At 70.8% G+C, this 17138-nt stretch carries 14 protein-coding genes; 8 read left to right on the forward strand and 6 right to left on the reverse strand.

Annotated elements, in window-relative coordinates; all coding sequences use genetic code 11:
- The first annotated feature begins 6 nt into the window (after positions 1-6).
- From JHN45_RS20645 to JHN45_RS53035, 4 genes are all read left to right on the forward strand, one after another.
- Positions 7-459 carry a TadE/TadG family type IV pilus assembly protein gene (locus JHN45_RS20645; protein WP_374195630.1) on the forward strand — a complete coding sequence of 151 codons (453 nt, stop codon included), beginning with the start codon at positions 7-9 and terminating at the stop codon, positions 457-459.
- Positions 459-911, forward strand: a complete 453-nt coding sequence (locus tag JHN45_RS20650; RefSeq protein ID WP_201049965.1) for a pilus assembly protein TadG-related protein — start codon at positions 459-461, stop codon at positions 909-911. Before JHN45_RS20645 ends, JHN45_RS20650 begins: the two co-directional genes overlap by 1 nt.
- Positions 912-4334, forward strand: coding sequence for a LysM peptidoglycan-binding domain-containing protein (locus tag JHN45_RS20655; protein WP_201049966.1), 3423 nt, complete (start codon positions 912-914; stop codon positions 4332-4334). It abuts the gene before it with no gap.
- A 143-nt stretch (positions 4335-4477) separates the two neighbouring features.
- Positions 4478-5995 carry a DUF2637 domain-containing protein gene (locus JHN45_RS53035; protein WP_236583875.1) on the forward strand — a complete coding sequence of 506 codons (1518 nt, stop codon included), beginning with the start codon at positions 4478-4480 and terminating at the stop codon, positions 5993-5995.
- A 331-nt stretch (positions 5996-6326) separates the two neighbouring features.
- Here the strand turns inward: JHN45_RS53035 and JHN45_RS20665 are convergent, their stop codons facing one another.
- Positions 6327-7739 carry a sporulation protein gene (locus JHN45_RS20665; protein WP_201049967.1) on the reverse strand — a complete coding sequence of 471 codons (1413 nt, stop codon included), beginning with the start codon at positions 7737-7739 and terminating at the stop codon, positions 6327-6329.
- A 291-nt stretch (positions 7740-8030) separates the two neighbouring features.
- Here JHN45_RS20665 and rfbB point away from each other — a divergent pair, with 291 nt between their 5' ends.
- The 4 genes from rfbB to JHN45_RS20685 are packed head-to-tail and all read left to right on the forward strand — an operon-like array spanning position 8031 to position 11596.
- Positions 8031-9032, forward strand: a complete 1002-nt coding sequence (rfbB, locus tag JHN45_RS20670; RefSeq protein WP_201049968.1) for a dTDP-glucose 4,6-dehydratase — start codon at positions 8031-8033, stop codon at positions 9030-9032.
- 4 nt (positions 9033-9036) lie between these two features.
- Complete coding sequence (locus JHN45_RS20675; RefSeq protein WP_201049969.1) at positions 9037-10026, forward strand: ATP-grasp domain-containing protein; 990 nt, start codon at positions 9037-9039, stop codon at positions 10024-10026.
- Positions 10023-11165, forward strand: a complete 1143-nt coding sequence (locus JHN45_RS20680; protein WP_201049970.1) for a DegT/DnrJ/EryC1/StrS aminotransferase family protein — start codon at positions 10023-10025, stop codon at positions 11163-11165. The genes JHN45_RS20675 and JHN45_RS20680 overlap by 4 nt, the downstream gene beginning before the upstream one ends.
- Positions 11162-11596 carry a low molecular weight protein-tyrosine-phosphatase gene (locus tag JHN45_RS20685; protein ID WP_201049971.1) on the forward strand — a complete coding sequence of 145 codons (435 nt, stop codon included), beginning with the start codon at positions 11162-11164 and terminating at the stop codon, positions 11594-11596. Before JHN45_RS20680 ends, JHN45_RS20685 begins: the two co-directional genes overlap by 4 nt.
- 323 nt (positions 11597-11919) lie before the next feature.
- On the opposite strand, the gene JHN45_RS20690 is transcribed toward JHN45_RS20685, so the two are convergent.
- From JHN45_RS20690 to JHN45_RS20710, 5 genes are all read right to left on the reverse strand, one after another.
- Positions 11920-13014 carry a UDP-N-acetylglucosamine--N-acetylmuramyl-(pentapeptide) pyrophosphoryl-undecaprenol N-acetylglucosamine transferase gene (locus JHN45_RS20690; protein ID WP_236583877.1) on the reverse strand — a complete coding sequence of 365 codons (1095 nt, stop codon included), beginning with the start codon at positions 13012-13014 and terminating at the stop codon, positions 11920-11922.
- Positions 13015-13084: 70 nt separating this feature from the next.
- Entirely contained in the window at positions 13085-13426 is a 342-nt protein-coding gene (locus JHN45_RS20695) for a hypothetical protein (RefSeq protein WP_201049972.1), read from the reverse strand.
- A 339-nt stretch (positions 13427-13765) separates the two neighbouring features.
- Complete coding sequence (locus tag JHN45_RS20700) at positions 13766-14083, reverse strand: hypothetical protein (protein WP_201049973.1); 318 nt, start codon at positions 14081-14083, stop codon at positions 13766-13768.
- 229 nt (positions 14084-14312) lie between these two features.
- Positions 14313-15680, reverse strand: coding sequence for a glutamine synthetase family protein (locus JHN45_RS20705; RefSeq protein ID WP_201049974.1), 1368 nt, complete (start codon positions 15678-15680; stop codon positions 14313-14315).
- A complete protein-coding gene (locus JHN45_RS20710) occupies positions 15677-17131 on the reverse strand; it encodes an amino acid permease (protein WP_236583878.1) in 1455 nt (484 codons plus the stop codon). Before JHN45_RS20710 ends, JHN45_RS20705 begins: the two co-directional genes overlap by 4 nt.
- Positions 17132-17138: the final 7 nt, after the last annotated feature.

A 17138-nucleotide genomic window follows, 5' to 3' on the forward strand; every position in this document is an offset into this window, starting at 1 on the left:
TGTCCGTTGCGCATCAGGGCCCGTTGGAGGCAGCTGGCCGGTGGGGACGAGGGCAGTGTCGCGATCGAGGCCGCCATCGTCCTCCCCTCTCTGATCATGTTCCTGTGCCTGGCGATCGCCGGCGGACGGCTCGTCACCTCCGGCGCGAAGATCGACGCGGCGTCCGAGGACGCGGCACGCGAAGCGTCCATCCACCGCACCGTGGCCTCCGCGCAGGACGCCGCCCACGCGGCCGCCCTCGAGTCCCTGAACGATCAGGGCATCACGTGCGCGTCCGCCAGCGTCCATGTGAACACCGGCGGCCTCAATGTGCCCGTGGGACAGGTGGGGACGGTCACCGTGACCGTGAGCTGCACGGTCAACCTGTCCGATCTCCTGCTGCCGGGCGTGCCCGGTGCACGGACGCTGACGTCGACGGCAACGTCGGTCGTTGATCAGTACCGGCAGCGGGGGGACTGATGATCGCGCGGCCGGCAGGCCGATACCAAGGACGGCTGGACGACCGGGGCGGGGTCACGGTGTTCGTGGCCGTGTGTGTCGTCGCGCTGATCGGCATCATCGGTATCTCCGTCGACGGCGGCAGCACGATGCGCGCCACCGAACGCGCCGACTACATCGCCGGTGAGGCCGCCCGGGCCGGCGGGCAGGCCATCGACCCGGCGCAGGCCATCACCGGCACGGCGGTCGTCGTCGACCCGCAGGACGCGCAGGCCGCCGCCCAGGCCTATCTCCGCTCGGCCGGCGCCACCGGCACGGTCCGTGTGTCCGGGAACGGCAAGACGCTCACCGTGACGATCACCGACACCTACGCCACGAAGTTCCTGTCCGCGGTCGGGATTGACTCTCTCGCGGTGACCGGCCACGGCGAAGCGACTCTCCTGCACGGCGTCACCGCACCCGAAGGAAACTGAATGCGCACTCCCCACTCCCCCGCCGCAGTCCGTTCCCTCCCGGCCCGGATCGTCATCGCGGCGTGCAGTCTGCTGGTCCTGGTCGGCGCCGTCGCCGGGCTGCCGCTGCTGCTGGCCCGGGTGACCCCCGCCCTGTGGGCTTCGGGCCGCGACGACCTCACCCACCTGCTGGACCGGCAGGACACCGGCGGAGCGTTCCTGCTGCTGCTCGTCGCCGTGGGATGGACCGGGTGGGCGCAGTTCACGTTCTGCGCCGTACGGGAGTTGAGCGCGCAACTGCGCGGCCGGTTCTGGCACGCTCCGCGGGGGCTGGGTGCCTCGCAGCGCGCCGCGGCCGTCCTGATCGGCGGGATCCTGGTGCTGCTGCCCACCGGCTCCGCGCTGGCCACCCCCGCCCAGGCCGCCCCCAGCGCAACCGCCGTCCAACTGCCGGGTCAGGTAGGCGCGGAGAGCGCCGGCGCGGACCGCACGGCATCGGCCGCCGACCGCGTGCAGGACGAGACGTACACGGTACGGGAGGTGCGGCCGGCGGAGAGCCTGTGGAGCATCGCCGAGAAGGAACTCGGCGACGGCGAGCAGTGGCGGGAGATCGCCGACCTCAACGCGGGCCACACCATGGCGGACGGGGAGATCTTCCGTGCGAACAGCTTCCTGCAGCCCGGCTGGCAGCTCAGGATGCCGCACGCCGCCGGTACGGCAGGAGGCTTCCGTACGCAGTTGGGAGACGACGCCCCGGCTTCCGCGGACGGCAGCGAGCACGTCGTCACCGTCCACGCGGGCGACTACCTGTCGAAGATCGCGGAGAAGGAGCTTGGCGACGGCAACGAGTGGCCGAAGCTGTACGAGGCCAGCCGGGGCAAGCCGCAGCCGGACGGGCTGCCCGCCATCACCGACCCGGACGAGGTCTTCCCGGGGCAGCAGGTGACCGTGCCCGGCGTCCAGGCCGGCCAGCACGCACCGCCGCGCGACAGTGGCGACGGTGAGAAGGCGGGCGGCCAGGAGGCCACTCCCCCGGCCGCCCAGACGCCCGACGGTCAGAAGCCGGGCGATGCCGCGGGGGATGAGCAGGCTCCGACGCCGGGAACCACCACGGCGCCCGCGCCGGAGTCCACGCCCTCCAGCATCCCGAGCAACCGTCCCGCCGAGCACCCCGGCCAGGAACAGTCTCCTTCCGCGACGCTCACGCCCACCACGAGCTCTGCTCCCTCTGTTGCCTCTCCGTCGGCGTCGTCCGAGGCGTCGAACTCCGCTGCCTCCTCCCCCGCCGCCACGGCATCCGCGCCGCCGGTATCGACTCCGACGAGCAGTCCGCTGAACCTGCGCACCGTGCTCGGCGCGGGCGCACTGCTGGCGGCCGCCGTCACCGGCGCTCTGGCGCTGCGCAGGACGTTGCAGCGCCGCCGCCGCAAGCCGGGCGAGACGATCGCCATCGCGCCGGAACCGTCGTCGGCTGAGGCGCAGTTGGCGGCGGCCGCCGAGCCTGGCGGCGCCGCCCGTCTGGACGTGGCCCTGCGCACGATGGCTTACCGGGCGGCCGAGGAGGGGGACGAGGCGGGCCTGCCCGCGCTGCGGGCCGCGCGGATCGGTGCGCGCGCGGTGGAGGTGCTGCCCGAGGACCTCGTCCAGGAGCCGCAGGCGCCCTTCACCTCGGGCAAGGCCGGTTGGTGGGTCCTGGCCGCCGACGCCGATCTCCTGGACGAGGAGACGGCCCATCAGGTGCCGGCGCCGTATCCGGGACTGGCCACGATTGGCAGCACCGAAGCAGGCGACCTGGTTCTGCTCAACCTCGCTCGGGTGTCCGCCCTGCTGCTGGACGGCAACCCGGTCCACATCACCGAGGTGTGCATCTCCCTCGCCCTGGAACTCGGGATGAGCCCGTGGGCGAGCGACGTCGAGATCGTCACCCTCGGGTTCGGCGAGGATCTGCCCGGGCTGCTGCCCACCGCGCGGATCGCGCACATGCGGCAGGCCAGACACGCGCTGCGCGACCTGAGCGAGCGGCTGCTGGAAGCACACCAGCTGCCCGAGACCAGCCACCAGCCCTACCTGCTGCTGTGCGCATCATCGTTGGACACGGACACGGCCTGGGAGTTCGCCGAGGTCATCGACAAGGCCGCAGCGGTGCCCGTCACCCTGATTGCGCCGGCGTCGTCCGCGGCCGCGCACTTCCCCGAGGCCGAGATCCTCAACGCCTCGCTCAGCACACCGCAGCCCCTCGACTCCGTCGGCGCCGACATCACCGTGCAACGTCTGGAGCACGCCGCCTACCAACAGATCACCAACGCACTGACGTTGTCCGCCCAGTCAGCCCACCCGGCCGAGGGGCCCTGGCAGGACGTGCCGGACGAGCCCGACAGCACGGCGCCGCCCCAGCAGACCACGCCGGCAGAGCCCCCAATCACACCCGCGGCCGGGGACACCACGGGCCCTGCGGTGGCGCCGGCAGCGGACGGCGCCAACGGCATCTTCCCCGCTCTGCTCGCCGCCTCCACCGACCCGTCCGGACTTCGGCTGCTGCCCACCGCTGAACCGCCGCCCCAGGCCGAGGCCAACGCCCCGAATGCCGGCTCGGCAGCGTCTCCCGCCGCAAAAGTCCCAGAGAGTGACGAACGGGGCGCCGGTGACGACGTCCCCGTACCGGAGACCACGGACGGGAGCGAGGAGGCTCATGACGTGCACGCGCCGGAGATCCGGGTCCTGGGTCCGGTCCACGTGACCGGCGTGGAACACACCGGCCACGGCCCACGCATGGCACAGCTCGCCGCGCTGCTGCATTTCCGGCCCGGACGAAGCGCGGACGTCCTGTGCTCCGACATGGACCCAGTCAGCCCCTGGTCGCCGACCACCCTCAACGCCCGGATACAGGGCCTGCGCAGTTCCCTGGGCAACGACCCTGACGGCAACCCCTACGTGCCACGCCGCAAATCCGGCGGCGACCCCTACCGGCTCTCCCCCGGCGTGTGCTGCGACTGGAACCGCTTCCTCCAACTCGTCGAACGCGCACTGCCGCTGGGACCCTCCGGCCTCCCCGATCTGGAGCGCGCGCTCGCCCTGGTGCAGGGCCGGCCCTTCGGCGGCAGGCCCCTGCCATGGGCCGAGCCCTACCAGCAGGAAATGAGTACGCGGATCGTCGACGTGGCACACACCATCGCCACCTACCGCACCCCCGCCGGCCCACACCACGATCTCAGTGCCGCCCGCCAGGCCGTCGCGACCGGCCTCGACGTCGACAACACAGCGGAACTCCTCTACCGGGACTGGCTCCGGATCGAGGCCGCGGCCGGGAACCGGCAGGGCCTTCACACCGCCATCACCCGCGTCCAGCAGGTCAACCGGACATTGGACTGCTCACTGGAGCCGGAGACCGAGCAACTCATCAACGACCTCCTGGGCACGCCTCGCTCCGACGGGACGCAGTTCTGATGAACTCGCCCCGCCCCGCACCGCCCTCCTCGCAAGCCCACATACCCCCGCCGGCCCACCCCACGGGGCGCGGTCCGCGCCGTGTCCCGGCCGTTCTCAGCCGTACCCAGCGGGTGCTCGTCGGCGTGGTCGTCTCCGGTGCGATGGTCATCGCCGGAATCGGCTTCGCCGGTTCGTACGCCGCCGTACGCGAACTCGCCCTGAAGAAGGGCTTCGGCAACTTCGCGTATGTCTTCCCGGTCGGTATCGACGCGGGCATCTGCGTCCTGCTCGCCCTGGACCTGCTCCTGACCTGGATCAGGATTCCCTTCCCGCTGCTGCGCCAGACGGCGTGGCTGCTGACGGTCGCGACGATCGCGTTCAACGGCGCCGCGGCCTGGCCCGACCCGCTCGGTGTCGGTATGCACGCGGTGATCCCGATCCTGTTCGTGGTCTCCGTGGAGGCGGCCCGGCACGCGATCGGCCGGATCGCCGACATCACGGCCGACAAGCACATGGAGGGCGTCCGCCTCACCCGCTGGCTGCTCTCCCCCCTCCCGACGTTCCTGCTGTGGCGCCGGATGAAGCTGTGGGAGCTGCGTTCCTACGAGCAGGTCATCAAGCTGGAGCAGGATCGTCTCGTCTACCAGGCGCGCCTCCACTCCCGCTTCGGCCGCGCGTGGCGCCGCAAGGCCCCGGTGGAGTCCCTGATGCCCCTGCGCCTGGCCCGCTACGGCGTCCCGCTCGCGGAGACGGCCCCCTCGGGTCTGCCGGCGGCGGGCATCGAGCCCGTACTGCTGCCCCCCGCCCCGCAGTTGGAGCCGACCGACACGGCCGCACGCAGCCGACCCCCCGAGGCGGCACCAGCCGTACGCAACGACACGGCACCGGCCGGCGAACACCATCCAGACCTTGATGACAACGAGCCCCCCAAGCAGCCGGAACACACTCAACACCCGGGGCCGGACGCAAGCCTGTGGTCCTACACTCTGCCGCAAGAAGCCGCCCACGAAGACGACTACGACCCCGGACACGACCCGGAGGAGGATCCCCACAGGGACGAGGAATGGGAGTGGGCGTGGGCGTGGGCGTGGGACGAGGAAACGCCTGCCCCGCACACCGTCCCGGATGAAGCAACGTTCAACTCCGCTCCCCCAGACCCGGGAGCCGCTGAAACACCCCGCACCGGACGTTCCTCAGACGCCGTGCCTCCCCCGCGAAATGCACAGGCCCCACATCCCGGCCAGGACAAGGAGCCCAACAGGGGGATTCCGCCCGCCGAGTCGACGCCCGACAAAATGACGACATCGCCTCCACGCAGCCTCACTCCTGTCGACCGCTACTACCTGGCCTGGCACGACCTCCAGCAACAGCACATGACAGAGCCAGACGCGACCGAGCTGTCGGCGTATCTCGCCAGCCAGGGGATCCTGGACCGCGACAACCAACCCATCAGAGCAAAGACACTGGCCCGCTACTTCCTACAATTCCGGATCTACACCATCTGGGCCCAGCACCGAGCCATCGATGACCGCCCGGCCCCCGACCACGTCGCCAAAGACCTCGCGCAGCACGGCATCACCGCCCAGTACAACCAGCCCATCCACCCACACGACCTCAACAAACACCAACACACCTTCGAACAACGCTGGCAGGCACTCCGCCGGCAAACAACGCCCTGACCCAGACAAAAGAGCCTGATGCACGCTTCGGGTGACAGGCTCGGTCACGCGGTCCGGTGGGCCGGTGTGATCGAGACGGTCTCGAATTCGACCGGGGCCAGCCGAGGAAGCGAGGCCTGCCCCAAACGCCGGTGAGAGACAGCGCGTGCACGACCGGTGCCAGGGCGCGCAAGGGGTGTTCTCGTGGCTGCGGCGCCTGCCAGGTGTAGTGCGATTCGCCCTTCTCGCTGGTCTGGGTGCCGATGCCTGTGAGGTACCGGGAAACGCCCGTCCACAGAGCCCGCGCCCAGCGCTCGCACAGCGGCAGCCGATAACGCAGATCACAGCCTTCCTAAATGGCCACGCTGTTGGCGCTGAAGGTGATGGCCTGGTGCGCGCGGCGGGAGAGGTCGATGACTCGGGGGTCGCGGTGCCAGGGCGCCATGGCACGGACGACGCCGGCGAGGTAGTCGGTGGCGCGGGTCGACCGTACGCGGCTGAGGATAATGACGGCGCGCTGTCCGTGTGCAAGGGCTTGGTCCAGGTCGCGGTTCTGGAGATGCGCGGTGGCCAGAACGGTCATCCGCAGTCCGACGGAACGGGTGAAGTCGTTCGTGGACATGGGGGTGGCCCGGTTGTTCCAGCGCAGGGCCGCGACGGGCAGGCCGAGGTCCCGGTGAATCTCCACGGCGTCGGCCGCCATCCGGGCGGGCGTGTAGTAGCTGATCCATGCGGGTTCGTCGCCCTGGCCGGTATCGGCGCGTTCCAGGAGCTGTTCGGAGGAGGCGAGCGCGCCGGCGGCGGACCGGGCGTCGCCGAGACCGGCGTGGGCGCGGGCCTCGATGAGCTTGGCGAAGGCCAGGACGCGCGGTGCTGCCACGTGCCGTGCACGGTCGTAGGCGCCCTGCACCATGTCCACGGCTTCGTCGGGGTAGCCGCGCAGGATGGTCTGGAGGGCCATGTTGGTGAGGACGTGGCAGCCGATGTCCAGGCGTCCTGCGGCTCGGGCCATGCGCAGGGCCTGGATGAAGTGCCGTTGAGCCAGGGCGTGGTGGCCCATGTCGAGCGCACTCCAGCCCGCGACGCGGGCCAGTTCGGCGGTGCCGGCGAACAGCTCTTTGCCCACGGCGTCGGTGCAGTCGGCGTGCAGGAGCGGGATGGCGCGCTCGTTGAGGAAAGCGGCTGCTGTCGAGGCTGTGCGGGTGCCGCCGCCGTACTTCGAGTCCGAGCGCTGCGCGGCGGCGGCAGCCGTCCACAGTGCTTCAAGGTCCTGGCGTCCGACGCGGTTTCTGCCGCGGTGGGCGGCGTCCGCGTCGGTGGGGACGGCCAGCCACCGGGTGACCGGTGTGCTGTAGGCGCCGACGGCGAAGGCGCTGGTGACGAAGGTACGGCGGTGCACGGTGCTCCAGAATCGTGTCGCGGTATGGACTGCCTGGTGAACGTCCCGGTGGAAATCCAAGCCGACGCGGTCGGCGCTTTGCCCTGCCTGGGCCATGCCTATCTCGGCCGGGTCGACCGGCCGGCCTAACGGTTCGGCCAGAACCTGGGCGATGAACGCGGGGATGGGCGGGCGGGGAACCATGCCGCGCCGGGTCCAGTTCACGACACTCGTATGGGTGTAGGAGGAGGCGATCCCGGCCTGCTCTGCGAGGTCGTTCACGCGGCGGGCCAGCGCGTGGTGGCTCATCCCGGACGCCTCGATCAGCCGGGCCAGTGCTTCGTTCGGGGTCCTGGCGGTCCTGGCCGGGTGGTCGCTGAGTTCCATGGCAGAACCTCCTGGGAACCGGGTCCCGCCGGATACGCCGTGCGGCAGGGCCAGTTGGGCTTTCGAGCCTAGGAGCCTGCGACCTGCTGCCGGGCTGTTTCCCCGTTGTGAGCCCCCTTCGTGAGCCTGTGCGGGGCGCAGCGGCGGCGTTTCATGCGGTCATCGCACTTGCTTTCGAAGTCGCTGCCGGAAGGCCGCGAGGACTCGGGACCCGCCCCGCTGTTCCTCGCGATCAGGTGCTCCCGGCGGCGTTTCACCCGTCGCGCAACCCCGGGGAAGGGGAACAAGCCCATGAAGGTGCTCGTGACCGGCGGGGCCGGTTTCATCGGCTCCCACTACGTCAAGTCGCTGCTGGAGGCAGACGGTATATCCCAGGTCACCGTGTTGGACGCCCTCACCTACGCAGGCCACGTCGAAAACCTCGGGGAGGCTTTTCTCGACCCGAGGATGACGTTCGTGCACGGCAGCATCCTCGACGGCTCGCTCGTCGAGCAGGTCATGGCCGGGCACAGCCACGTCGTACATTTCGCGGCCGAGTCCCACGTCGACCGCTCCCTGCAGGCCGGCGGGCCGTTCGTCCAGACGAACGTGATGGGCACCCACATCCTGGTGAACGCCGCCGTGCGGCACCGGATCGAACGGTTCGTGCACGTCTCCACCGACGAGGTGTACGGACCGCTGACGGAGGGGACAGCCACTGAGGCCTCTCCGCTGCTGCCGACCGTGCCCTACGCCGCCTCGAAGGCCGCCAGCGACCTGATCGCCCTGAGCGCCTTCCGCACCTACGGGCTCGGCGTGTGCGTGACCCGCTCCTCGAACAACTTCGGGCCCGCCCAGTATCCGGAGAAGATCATCCCGCTGTTCGTCACCCGCCTGCTGCGCGGCGAGGCGGTCACGCTCCACGGCCGGGGCGAGCATGTCCGCGACTGGCTGCACGTGGCCGACAACTGCCAGGGCATCGGCGCCGTCATGCGCGACGGAGAACCGGGCGAGATCTACAACATCGCAGGCGGGAGCGACCTGACCAACGCCCAGCTGACGGAGATGCTGCTGGAGGTGTGCGGCGCCGAGCAGGACCTGGTGACCTACATCCCCGACCGGCAGGCCAACGACCGGCGTTACGCCATGGACTGGTCCAAGATCGCCACCCGGCTCGGCTACCGGCCCGTCCGTGACCTGAAGGAGGAACTGGCTGCCACCGCCGACTGGTACCGCCGCAATCCGGAGCGCTGGGCACCAATGCTCCAGACTTCCCGTGCGCTGCGTCCGCTCGCCGTCCCGGCCGGAGCGTGACGCCATGACCGACACCACCAGCGGGCGTCCCCGGCGGATCCTCGTCACCGGCGTGGGCGGAGCCCCGGGCCTCGATGTCGCCCGTCGTCTCCTGGCCCTGGGCTGTGAGGTCATCGCCGCCGACAGCGACCCGGACGCGATCGGCCTGCGCCTGCCCGATGTCACGGCGCGGGTCACCGTGCCCGCCCGCGACGCCGGCTACGCATCGAGCACGCTGCGGCTGAGCGCCCAACTGCGGCCCGACGCCGTGGTCTCGGCCGTCGAACAGGAACTGCCCCACCTGTTCGGCCTGCGCAGCGACCTGGCCGGCCTCGGCGTGACGCTCTGGCTGCCCGACCTGCCCGCTATCGCGGCCTGCACCGACAAGGCCCGCTTCGCCCGGGTGCTTTGCGACCACCACATCCCCACCCCGCGTACGGTCGGGCCCGACCAGCTCGACGCGGCCCCCGACGGGCCGCTCGTCGTCAAACCCCGCCGCGGGCAGGGCTCCAAGGACGTCATCCACTGCCGCACCCGTGCCCAGGCGACCGTCCTGTGTGAACTGGTGCCCGACCCGATCGTCCAGGAACAGGTCGAGGGACGGGAGTTCACCGCAGACTGCCTCATCGACCGCGAGGGGTGCGCCAGCGTCATTCTGCGCCTGCGGCTGGTCGTCAAGGGCGGACTGGCCATGGTCACCGAGACGTTCCACGACGCCGAGGTGGAGCAGCAGGTGAGGGCGGTCCTGGCGGCCACCGGCCTCGTCGGCGCCTGCTGCGTCCAGGGCTTCCTGTGCGAGGGCGGCCCGCACCGAGTGGTGATCATCGAGGCCAACGCACGGTTCGGCGGCGGTTTTCCCGCCGCCGAAGCCGCCGGCGCCGACCTCGTCGGCCAATACCTCAATGGCCTCACCGGCCACCCCGTCGACCACGACCGGCTCCGCTACCGCCCCGGCGTCCGCCTCACCAAGTCCTACGAGACGCTCGCCGTCACCGAAGGGATCGCCCCGCGATGACCACCTCCACCGCCTCCGTCACAGGTGCCGGCGCCAACGCGCGCCCTTACCTGTTCGGGACCGAGGACTACTCGCTCCTCACCGCTCTGCACAGCGGCCACTACAACCACTCCGACGCCTGCGACCAGTTCGAGACACAGGTCGCCGATGTCCTGGGCGTCACGGACGCCGTCGCCGTCTCCTCGGGGACCGCGGCCCTGCACGTCGCACTGCTGGCCGCCGGGATCGGCCCCGGTGACGAGGTCGTCGTGCCGAGCTTCACCTTCTGCGCCACCGTCCAGGCCGTCCTCGCCACTGGGGCCACCCCCCGCTTCGCCGACGTCGATCCCATTACCCTGTGCACCCAGGGCGCCGAAATCGCCGAAGCTCTCACCCCGGCGACCCGGGCTGTGCTCCCCGTCCTGTACGCGGGCCGGGCCGTCAACCTGTCGGCGATACGCCCCGAACTCGACCGGCGGGGCATCACCGTGATCGAGGACGCCGCGCATGCCTTCGGCTCCGCCCACGACGCCGCCCATCCCGTGGGAGCCACCGGCGACCTGACCTGCTTCTCCTTCGGGCCGGTCAAGAACCTGACCTGCGGACAGGGCGGCATGGTCATTCCCCGCAGCGCCGAGGAGGCGGCCGTCTGCCGGGCGCTGCGCAGCCTCGGCATCACCGACACCGTCACCAGCCGCGCCGACATGACCAGTTACCCCGTCAGCGGCTTCGGGCTGCGCGTGCAGATGCCATCCCTCAACGCCGCGATCGGCCTCGCGCAACTCCCCCACCTTCCCGAGATCCAGCAGCGGCGCCGACAGCTGTGGCAGGACTACGCCGCAGCCCTGGAAGGGATCGAGGGCATCGACCTCGTCAACCTCGACATCGAGCGCACCGTGCCCCATCTGTGCGCAGTCCGCGTCCCCCACCACCGGGAGCACGTCTTCCGCACCCTGCGCGCGCACGGCATCGGCGTCGGCACCCACTACCCGCCCAATCACCTCCAGCCCGCGTTCGCCTCCTGGCACCGGCCCCTGCCGGTGACCGAGCAGGTCGGCCGCGAAATCCTCACCCTCCCCTTCCACCTCCACCTCCACCCAAATGGCATCGCCCAGGTCGCGGACGCGCTGCGCACCACGCTCTCCCGGGCACGGCCGTGACCGCGGCGTCCCGGCCCCGGCGCGTGCTGGTCGTGTGCCTGGGCAACATCTGCCGCTCCCCGCTCGGCGCCGCCGTCCTCGCCCACCGGGGCGGAAGCGCCGTCGAGGTGCGCTCGGCCGGCCTGCGGGACAAGCACGCCGGCCGCCCCGCCCATCCGCTGATGATCGACGCGGCAGCCGCCCTCGGCTACGACCTCACCGGGCACCGCGGCCGCCGGGTCGACCGGGATCTCATCGGATGGGCCGACACCGTCCTCGCCATGGACCACGCCGTCCTCTCCGCGCTCCATGCCCTGGCCGTCCCGCCCGACCTGCCCAAACTGCGCCTCTACCTGGACGGGCAGGACGTCCCCGACCCCTACGGCGGCGACACCACCGCCTTCGCCGAGGTCGCCGCGGTCATCGACGCGGGTGCCGACCGCCACCTGTAGCCGCTCCCTGGGCCGGGCGCAGAAGACCCCCGGGAGGGTAATCGCCTTCCGGGGGTTCCGCATGCGTAGCGCGCAGCGGTCGGGATCCCAGCCGAATCCACCAGCTTCGCCACGGCGTCGGCAGGCTCGGTCGCGTGGTACCGATCGGGCCTGCCCGCCAGTCCCTGCCCCGGTCCCCCGCTGCCGCCCGAAAGGCAGGCGCGAGGCCTCAGATCCTGTGACCAGACGGAGCGGCGTGACGCCGCTCCTCTCAGACACCAACGCACGTTCCGGCCTGCGGTAACGGGCGTCCAGGGCCTTCCGATGCTCTCCTGCGGTTGGGGTCAGCCGGCCGCGGCGGACAGGATCACGTCCACCAGCCTCTCGGCCGCGTCCGGCCTTCCGTGTGCGCGGGCCCGCTCCGCCATCGCCGCCCGCAGGCCCGGATCGGCCAGCAGCGGCTCCAGTGCACTGGCGAGAGCCTGCCCGGTAACACCGTCGGTCAGCGCCACGGCGGCGCCCGCCTCCTGGAGGTAACGGGCGTTGTGGTATTGCTCGTTGCCCGCCGAGGACGCCAGCGGGATGAACAAGGCCGCCTTGCCGAGCGCGGTCAGCTCGGCGAGTGTGCCCGCTCCGCTGCGCGAGATCACCACGTCGGCGAGCGCGAGCACGTCGGGCAGTTCCGCCCCCACGAACCCGCTCACGTAGTAGCGGCCGACGGACTCCGGCGGGAGTGACGCCGCGCGGCGGCGCAGGCTCTCGACGTGGTCGGGCCCGCACTGGTGGACGACGTTCGCGTGCGTGAGCAACCAGGGCAGCACTTCCGCCACGACCTCGTTGATCTGCTGGGAGCCCTGGGCGCCGCCGGTCACGTACACCGTGGGCCGTCGGCTGTCGAAGCCTCGCAGGCCGAGCGCCTCGATCGCCTTCGCGCCGTGCCCCGACAGCACCTGAGGCCGTACCGGATTCCCGGTGACGACGGCGATCGCCCGGGAGGCTGCGGGAAGCAGCTCCAGCGTCGACTCCGAGGAGACCGCGATCGCGGTCGCCGACCCGGCGAGTTTGCGGTTGGCCAGGCCCAGACGCACCGTCTGTTCGTGCAGCACCAGCGGCCGTCGGCAGATCCGGGCCGCGAGCCCGGCCGGCACGGCCACGTAGCCGCCCGTCGCCAGGACGGCGTCCGGCCGGAAATCCGCAATGATCTTGCGGGCCTGTGCTACCCCGAGCGGTACCCGCGCCATGTCCGTCATGTTGGCCCCCGACAGCATCTTCAGCGGATTCGCCGACCGCCGGATCTTGCCCGTGGCGACCGTCGTGAACGCGATCCCCTCAGCGGGTGCGACCCTGGCCTCCAGACCACCCTCCGTGCCGATCCACAGCGCCTCCAACGCCCGGCCGGACACCGCCAGACGTTGCTGAAGCGTCCGCACCGCCGTCAGCGCAGGATAGGTGTGCCCACCGGTCCCGCCACCCGTCACAACCAACCGGAAAACGCCAGCTGACACGGCGTCATGAGCACTGTTCACCAAGGAAATCCCATCGGGCTGTACGGAGGACGCTCGTACCGTAGCGGACCCGATGGGCCCCGACCCCGTCACGTGCAACGGGAGCCAGCTCCAGACTGTCGTGACCGAGATCCCCGTGGATCGTGCCCGGCACGGCCCGCAATGGATCGAAGTGACTGATCAGCTGGCACAGGTGGCTGTGGATGCCGGGCTCGCCGTAGGCGAGGGCGACGGTCACGGGCTTGCCCGCGTAGGTGTCGTCCAGGCAGGCGGGGATGTCCGGGTCGGGGAAACGGTCCGCGCCGACGATGAGATCCCATCCCTGTAGTGCACATGGACCTGCCACGGCTGTACGGTCCGGTGCGGCGGCTCATCATCGTGCAGCCGGAAGCCTCGATCGGCGTCAGGACGGCGCCGGTGAGACCGCGCTCGACGGCATCCGGCTTGCGCAGGATGACCGCCCAGCGGTCGAAGTCGATGTCCTGGGCCACCGCGCCGCGGCGCCGGTTCGTACGGAGTACGTGTTCGTGGCGCGGGACGTCCGCGATGGCGGAGCCTGTGGTGTTGCGGGGCATCGCCGCGAACGGGAAAGACAGCGCCGCCGGCCCGAAGTCCGCCTCCTCAAGGACGCGCTTGACGCGCTCGGCGTCGGTGTCGTTGACGTGGGCGGACCGGACAACGTGTGTCAGTAGGCGGACCCACCCAGACGGATACCGCCGGCGCTGCAGTCGCGTACGGACGCCGAGTAGCGGCCGATCATCCCCAGGTCCCGGCGGCCGGCGAGGTGCCAGAGGGCCTCGGCGGACTGGAACACCCGATTTCGCCCGCGCTTGGCCAGATACGGCAGACGCTGACGGGGATCCGCGAGTCGGAAGCTGACCCCGATCACTTCACGGGCGGCATTACCGCACGCGTCAATCCCGTACTCCGCCTGCTCCCCTGCCAGACGCAGCAGAGCGAGGTAGGCGCCCCCGACACTGCCCAATAACAGCGCCGCGAGCAAGACACTCTCCAAAATGAGGGAACGGACAGCCCTGCCGAGAAGTGGTCTGTCTGATGGGATCCGGGGCCCTTCGCCCCCGGGCCACCGTCTGGTCCCGGGGAACGAAGGGTGTCCCGCTCCCCGGCGCCAAGCACAGAGCCGGAGCTCCGTGTCCAATACCGGCGAGGTGAGGGCCCGTACGCGGCGGCGAGCCCCAACCCGGCCGCCGCGCACGGGAGTTGGATGCCGATCAGGCCGGAGTGAGTCCCCTGTGCAGATCGAGGTCAGTCACGGTGGTGCGGTGAACGGCGAGTTCGTGGCGGGCCGCGTTCCTGTAGTGCGCGGCCACCTCCGGGGTGAGCAAGTCCTGCGCCGGGAGGGGGCAGCCCTGGAGGGCGTCGAGTGCCTCCTGCAGTGAGCCCGGTACCGGTGGTGCCTGGGGGTCGTCGAAGGCGCTGCCGATGTAGGGCTGGGTTGGTTCAGGCTTGTGGTCGAGGCCGGCCAGGACGGCGGCGAGGGTCGCGGCGAGTGCGAGGTAAGGGTTGGTGTCGGCGCCGGGCAGACGGTTCTCCAGGTGGAGGTTCTCGCCCCGGCCGACGACCCGGATGGCGCAGGTGCGGTTGTCGCGGCCCCAGGTGAAGGTCGTTGGGGCGAAGGTTCCCGGGACGTAGCGTTTGTAGGAGTTGGCCGTCGGCGCATACAGGAGCCCCAGGTGCGGCAGGACGTCCAGGAGGCCGCCGACGGCGTAGCGGGCGGCATCGGGCATCCGCCCCTCGGTCTCGGCGAACAGCGGCACCTTGTCGCGGCCTTGGAGAGAGAGGTGGATGTGGCAGCTGCTGCCGATGCCGGTCGCGGGTGCGGCCATGAAGTTCGCCACCAGTCCGGCCTGCTCGGCGAGGGTCCGCGCGGCATGCTGGAACAGCAGGTGGATGTCGGCCGCCCGCAGCGGATCGCCGTAGGGGAACGTCACTTCCACCTGCCCCGGGGCGCCCTCGGTCTTGACCGCCTCGACCGGCCACCCCATGGCACCGAGGCACTCCTGCAGCTCCTCGAAGAAGCGGGTCAGCAGGCGCGGGTGGTCGAGGGCGTAGTCGAGGTTGCGGTCGAACACCGGCCGCAGGGGGCGGCGGTGGGAGTCCGTGGCGTCGGCGTAACTGAGCACGAACTCGGTCTCCAGGCCGACCCGGGCGGTGATGCCGCGGGACGCGAGCCGGGCGAGCTGGCGTTGCAGGATCTGCCGCGGGGCCACGCTGACGGGCCCTCCGTCGCGGCCGATCGCGTCGGCGAAGACCAGGGCGGTGCGCTTCATCCAGCCCAGCTGGTAGACGGCGCCCGGGTCGGGAAGCAGGCTCACGTCGCCGTAGCCGGTCTCGGCGGAGGCCAGGGCGAAGCCGTCGAGCGCCCGGTTGTCGACATCGGTGGCCAGGACGTAGGCGCACACGTCGCTGCCGCCGAACGCGACGCGGTCAACGAAATGGTGCGCGTCGATCCGTTTGCCCTTCAGCCGGCCCAGCATGTCGGGCACAGCCAGCAGCACGGTGTCCGCGGCTCCGCGCTCCACCAGTTCGCACAGGGCCGCAAAGTAGGGGGCCTCCGGCCGGCGAGAGGTCTCACTCATACGAGGTCCTCCCCCAACAGGGCGCGCTCCTTGGCGGTCCCGTACTCAGGGATCCCGTAACTGCGTCGGCCGCGGGTCGCCCATCCGACGGTGGCCAGGAGCAGGACGGCCGCGAGCGCGACAGGGGCGTAGTTGAAGGAATCCGTGGTGACCGGGGAGACCTGCGGGAGACAGAACACGATGCTGATGAAGGCCACCCAGCCGACGGCGATCCAGCCGATGGGTTTGCTCCAGCGGCCCAGAGACCAGGGCCCCGGGACGAAGCGGTCCCCGGCGCGCAGGCGCAGGTAGACGGGGATGGCGTAGGCGGGGGTGATCCCGATGACGTTGATCGCGGTGACCGCGGAGTACGCCGTCAGCGAGTACAGCGACGGCAGGGCCAGCACGAAGGGGACGGCCACCGAGAGCCACACGGCCGGGACCGGGGTCTTGGTGCGGGGGCTCAGCCGCTGCCAGGTCTTGGAGAAGGGCAGGGCACCGTCGCGGGAGAACGCGAACACCATCCGTGAGGCGGAGGCCAGTCCCGCGTTCGCGCAGAACAGCTGGGCGACGATCACGACCAGCAGGAGGATCTTCGCGCCGGTCAGGCCGAGGGCGTCCAGGAAGATCTGCGCGGGCGGCACCCCGGTCGCACTGCCGACGGTGCCGGCGTAGTCCTGGATCGCGAACAGCATCCCGGCGAGCAGGACGAAGCCCACGATCCAGGAGTAGAAGATGGAGTTCACGATGCCCTTGGCGGCGGATATCTGGGCGTGGGCGGTCTCCTCGGAGAGGTGGGCGGAGGCGTCGTAGCCGCAGAAGGTGTACTGCGCGAGGAGCAGCCCGAGCGCGATCACGTAGAGCGGGTTGCCCCACCCGGTGGTGTTGGCGAAGTGGGTGAACACGAAGCTCGCCGACTGATGCCGGGAGGGGACGAGGGCCAGGGCGCCGACGATCACCGCGACGCCACCGATGTGCCACCACACGCTGACCGAGTTCAGCACGGACACCAGCCGCACCCCGAACAGGTTCAGCACGGCCAGCAGTAACAGGATGGCGCCGCAGATGGCCAGCGTCTTTCCGGGGGTGGGCGTGAAGCCCCACTGGAGGTTCAACCACGCGCCGACGAACAGCGACATGCCGTAACTGCCCCCGGCCATGCCGCCGAGCAGACCCAACAGGTTCAAATACCCGGTATAGAAGCCCCACTTGGGGCCGCCGAGCCGGCCGGCCATGTAGAACAGGGCACCGGCGACGGGGTAGGCGGAGGTGACCTCGGCGAGCGCGGCACCCAGACACAGCACCGTCAGACCGACGAAGGCCCAGCCCCCCAGCATGACCGCCGGACCGCCGGTAATGAGCCCGAACCCGAACAGGGTCATGCACCCGGACAGCACCGAGATGATCGAGAAGCTCAGCGCGAAGTTCCCGAACGGGCCCATACGGCGGGCCAGTTGGGGCTTGTAGCCCATCTGCCGC

This window comes from Streptomyces sp. MBT53 (assembly GCF_016654115.1).
Lineage (GTDB): Bacteria > Actinomycetota > Actinomycetes > Streptomycetales > Streptomycetaceae > Streptomyces.

Coding starts and splice junctions, on each gene's coding strand:
- JHN45_RS20650 (WP_201049965.1), top strand. CDS start 459: ATGATCGCGCGGCCGGCAGGCCGATACCAAGGACGGCTGGACGACCGG.
- JHN45_RS20655 (WP_201049966.1), top strand. CDS start 912: ATGCGCACTCCCCACTCCCCCGCCGCAGTCCGTTCCCTCCCGGCCCGG.
- JHN45_RS53035 (WP_236583875.1), top strand. CDS start 4,478: ATGGTCATCGCCGGAATCGGCTTCGCCGGTTCGTACGCCGCCGTACGC.
- JHN45_RS20665 (WP_201049967.1), bottom strand. CDS start 7,739: ATGGAACTCAGCGACCACCCGGCCAGGACCGCCAGGACCCCGAACGAA.
- rfbB (WP_201049968.1), top strand. CDS start 8,031: ATGAAGGTGCTCGTGACCGGCGGGGCCGGTTTCATCGGCTCCCACTAC.
- JHN45_RS20675 (WP_201049969.1), top strand. CDS start 9,037: ATGACCGACACCACCAGCGGGCGTCCCCGGCGGATCCTCGTCACCGGC.
- JHN45_RS20680 (WP_201049970.1), top strand. CDS start 10,023: ATGACCACCTCCACCGCCTCCGTCACAGGTGCCGGCGCCAACGCGCGC.
- JHN45_RS20705 (WP_201049974.1), bottom strand. CDS start 15,680: ATGAGTGAGACCTCTCGCCGGCCGGAGGCCCCCTACTTTGCGGCCCTG.
- JHN45_RS20710 (WP_236583878.1), bottom strand. CDS start 17,131: ATGGGCTACAAGCCCCAACTGGCCCGCCGTATGGGCCCGTTCGGGAAC.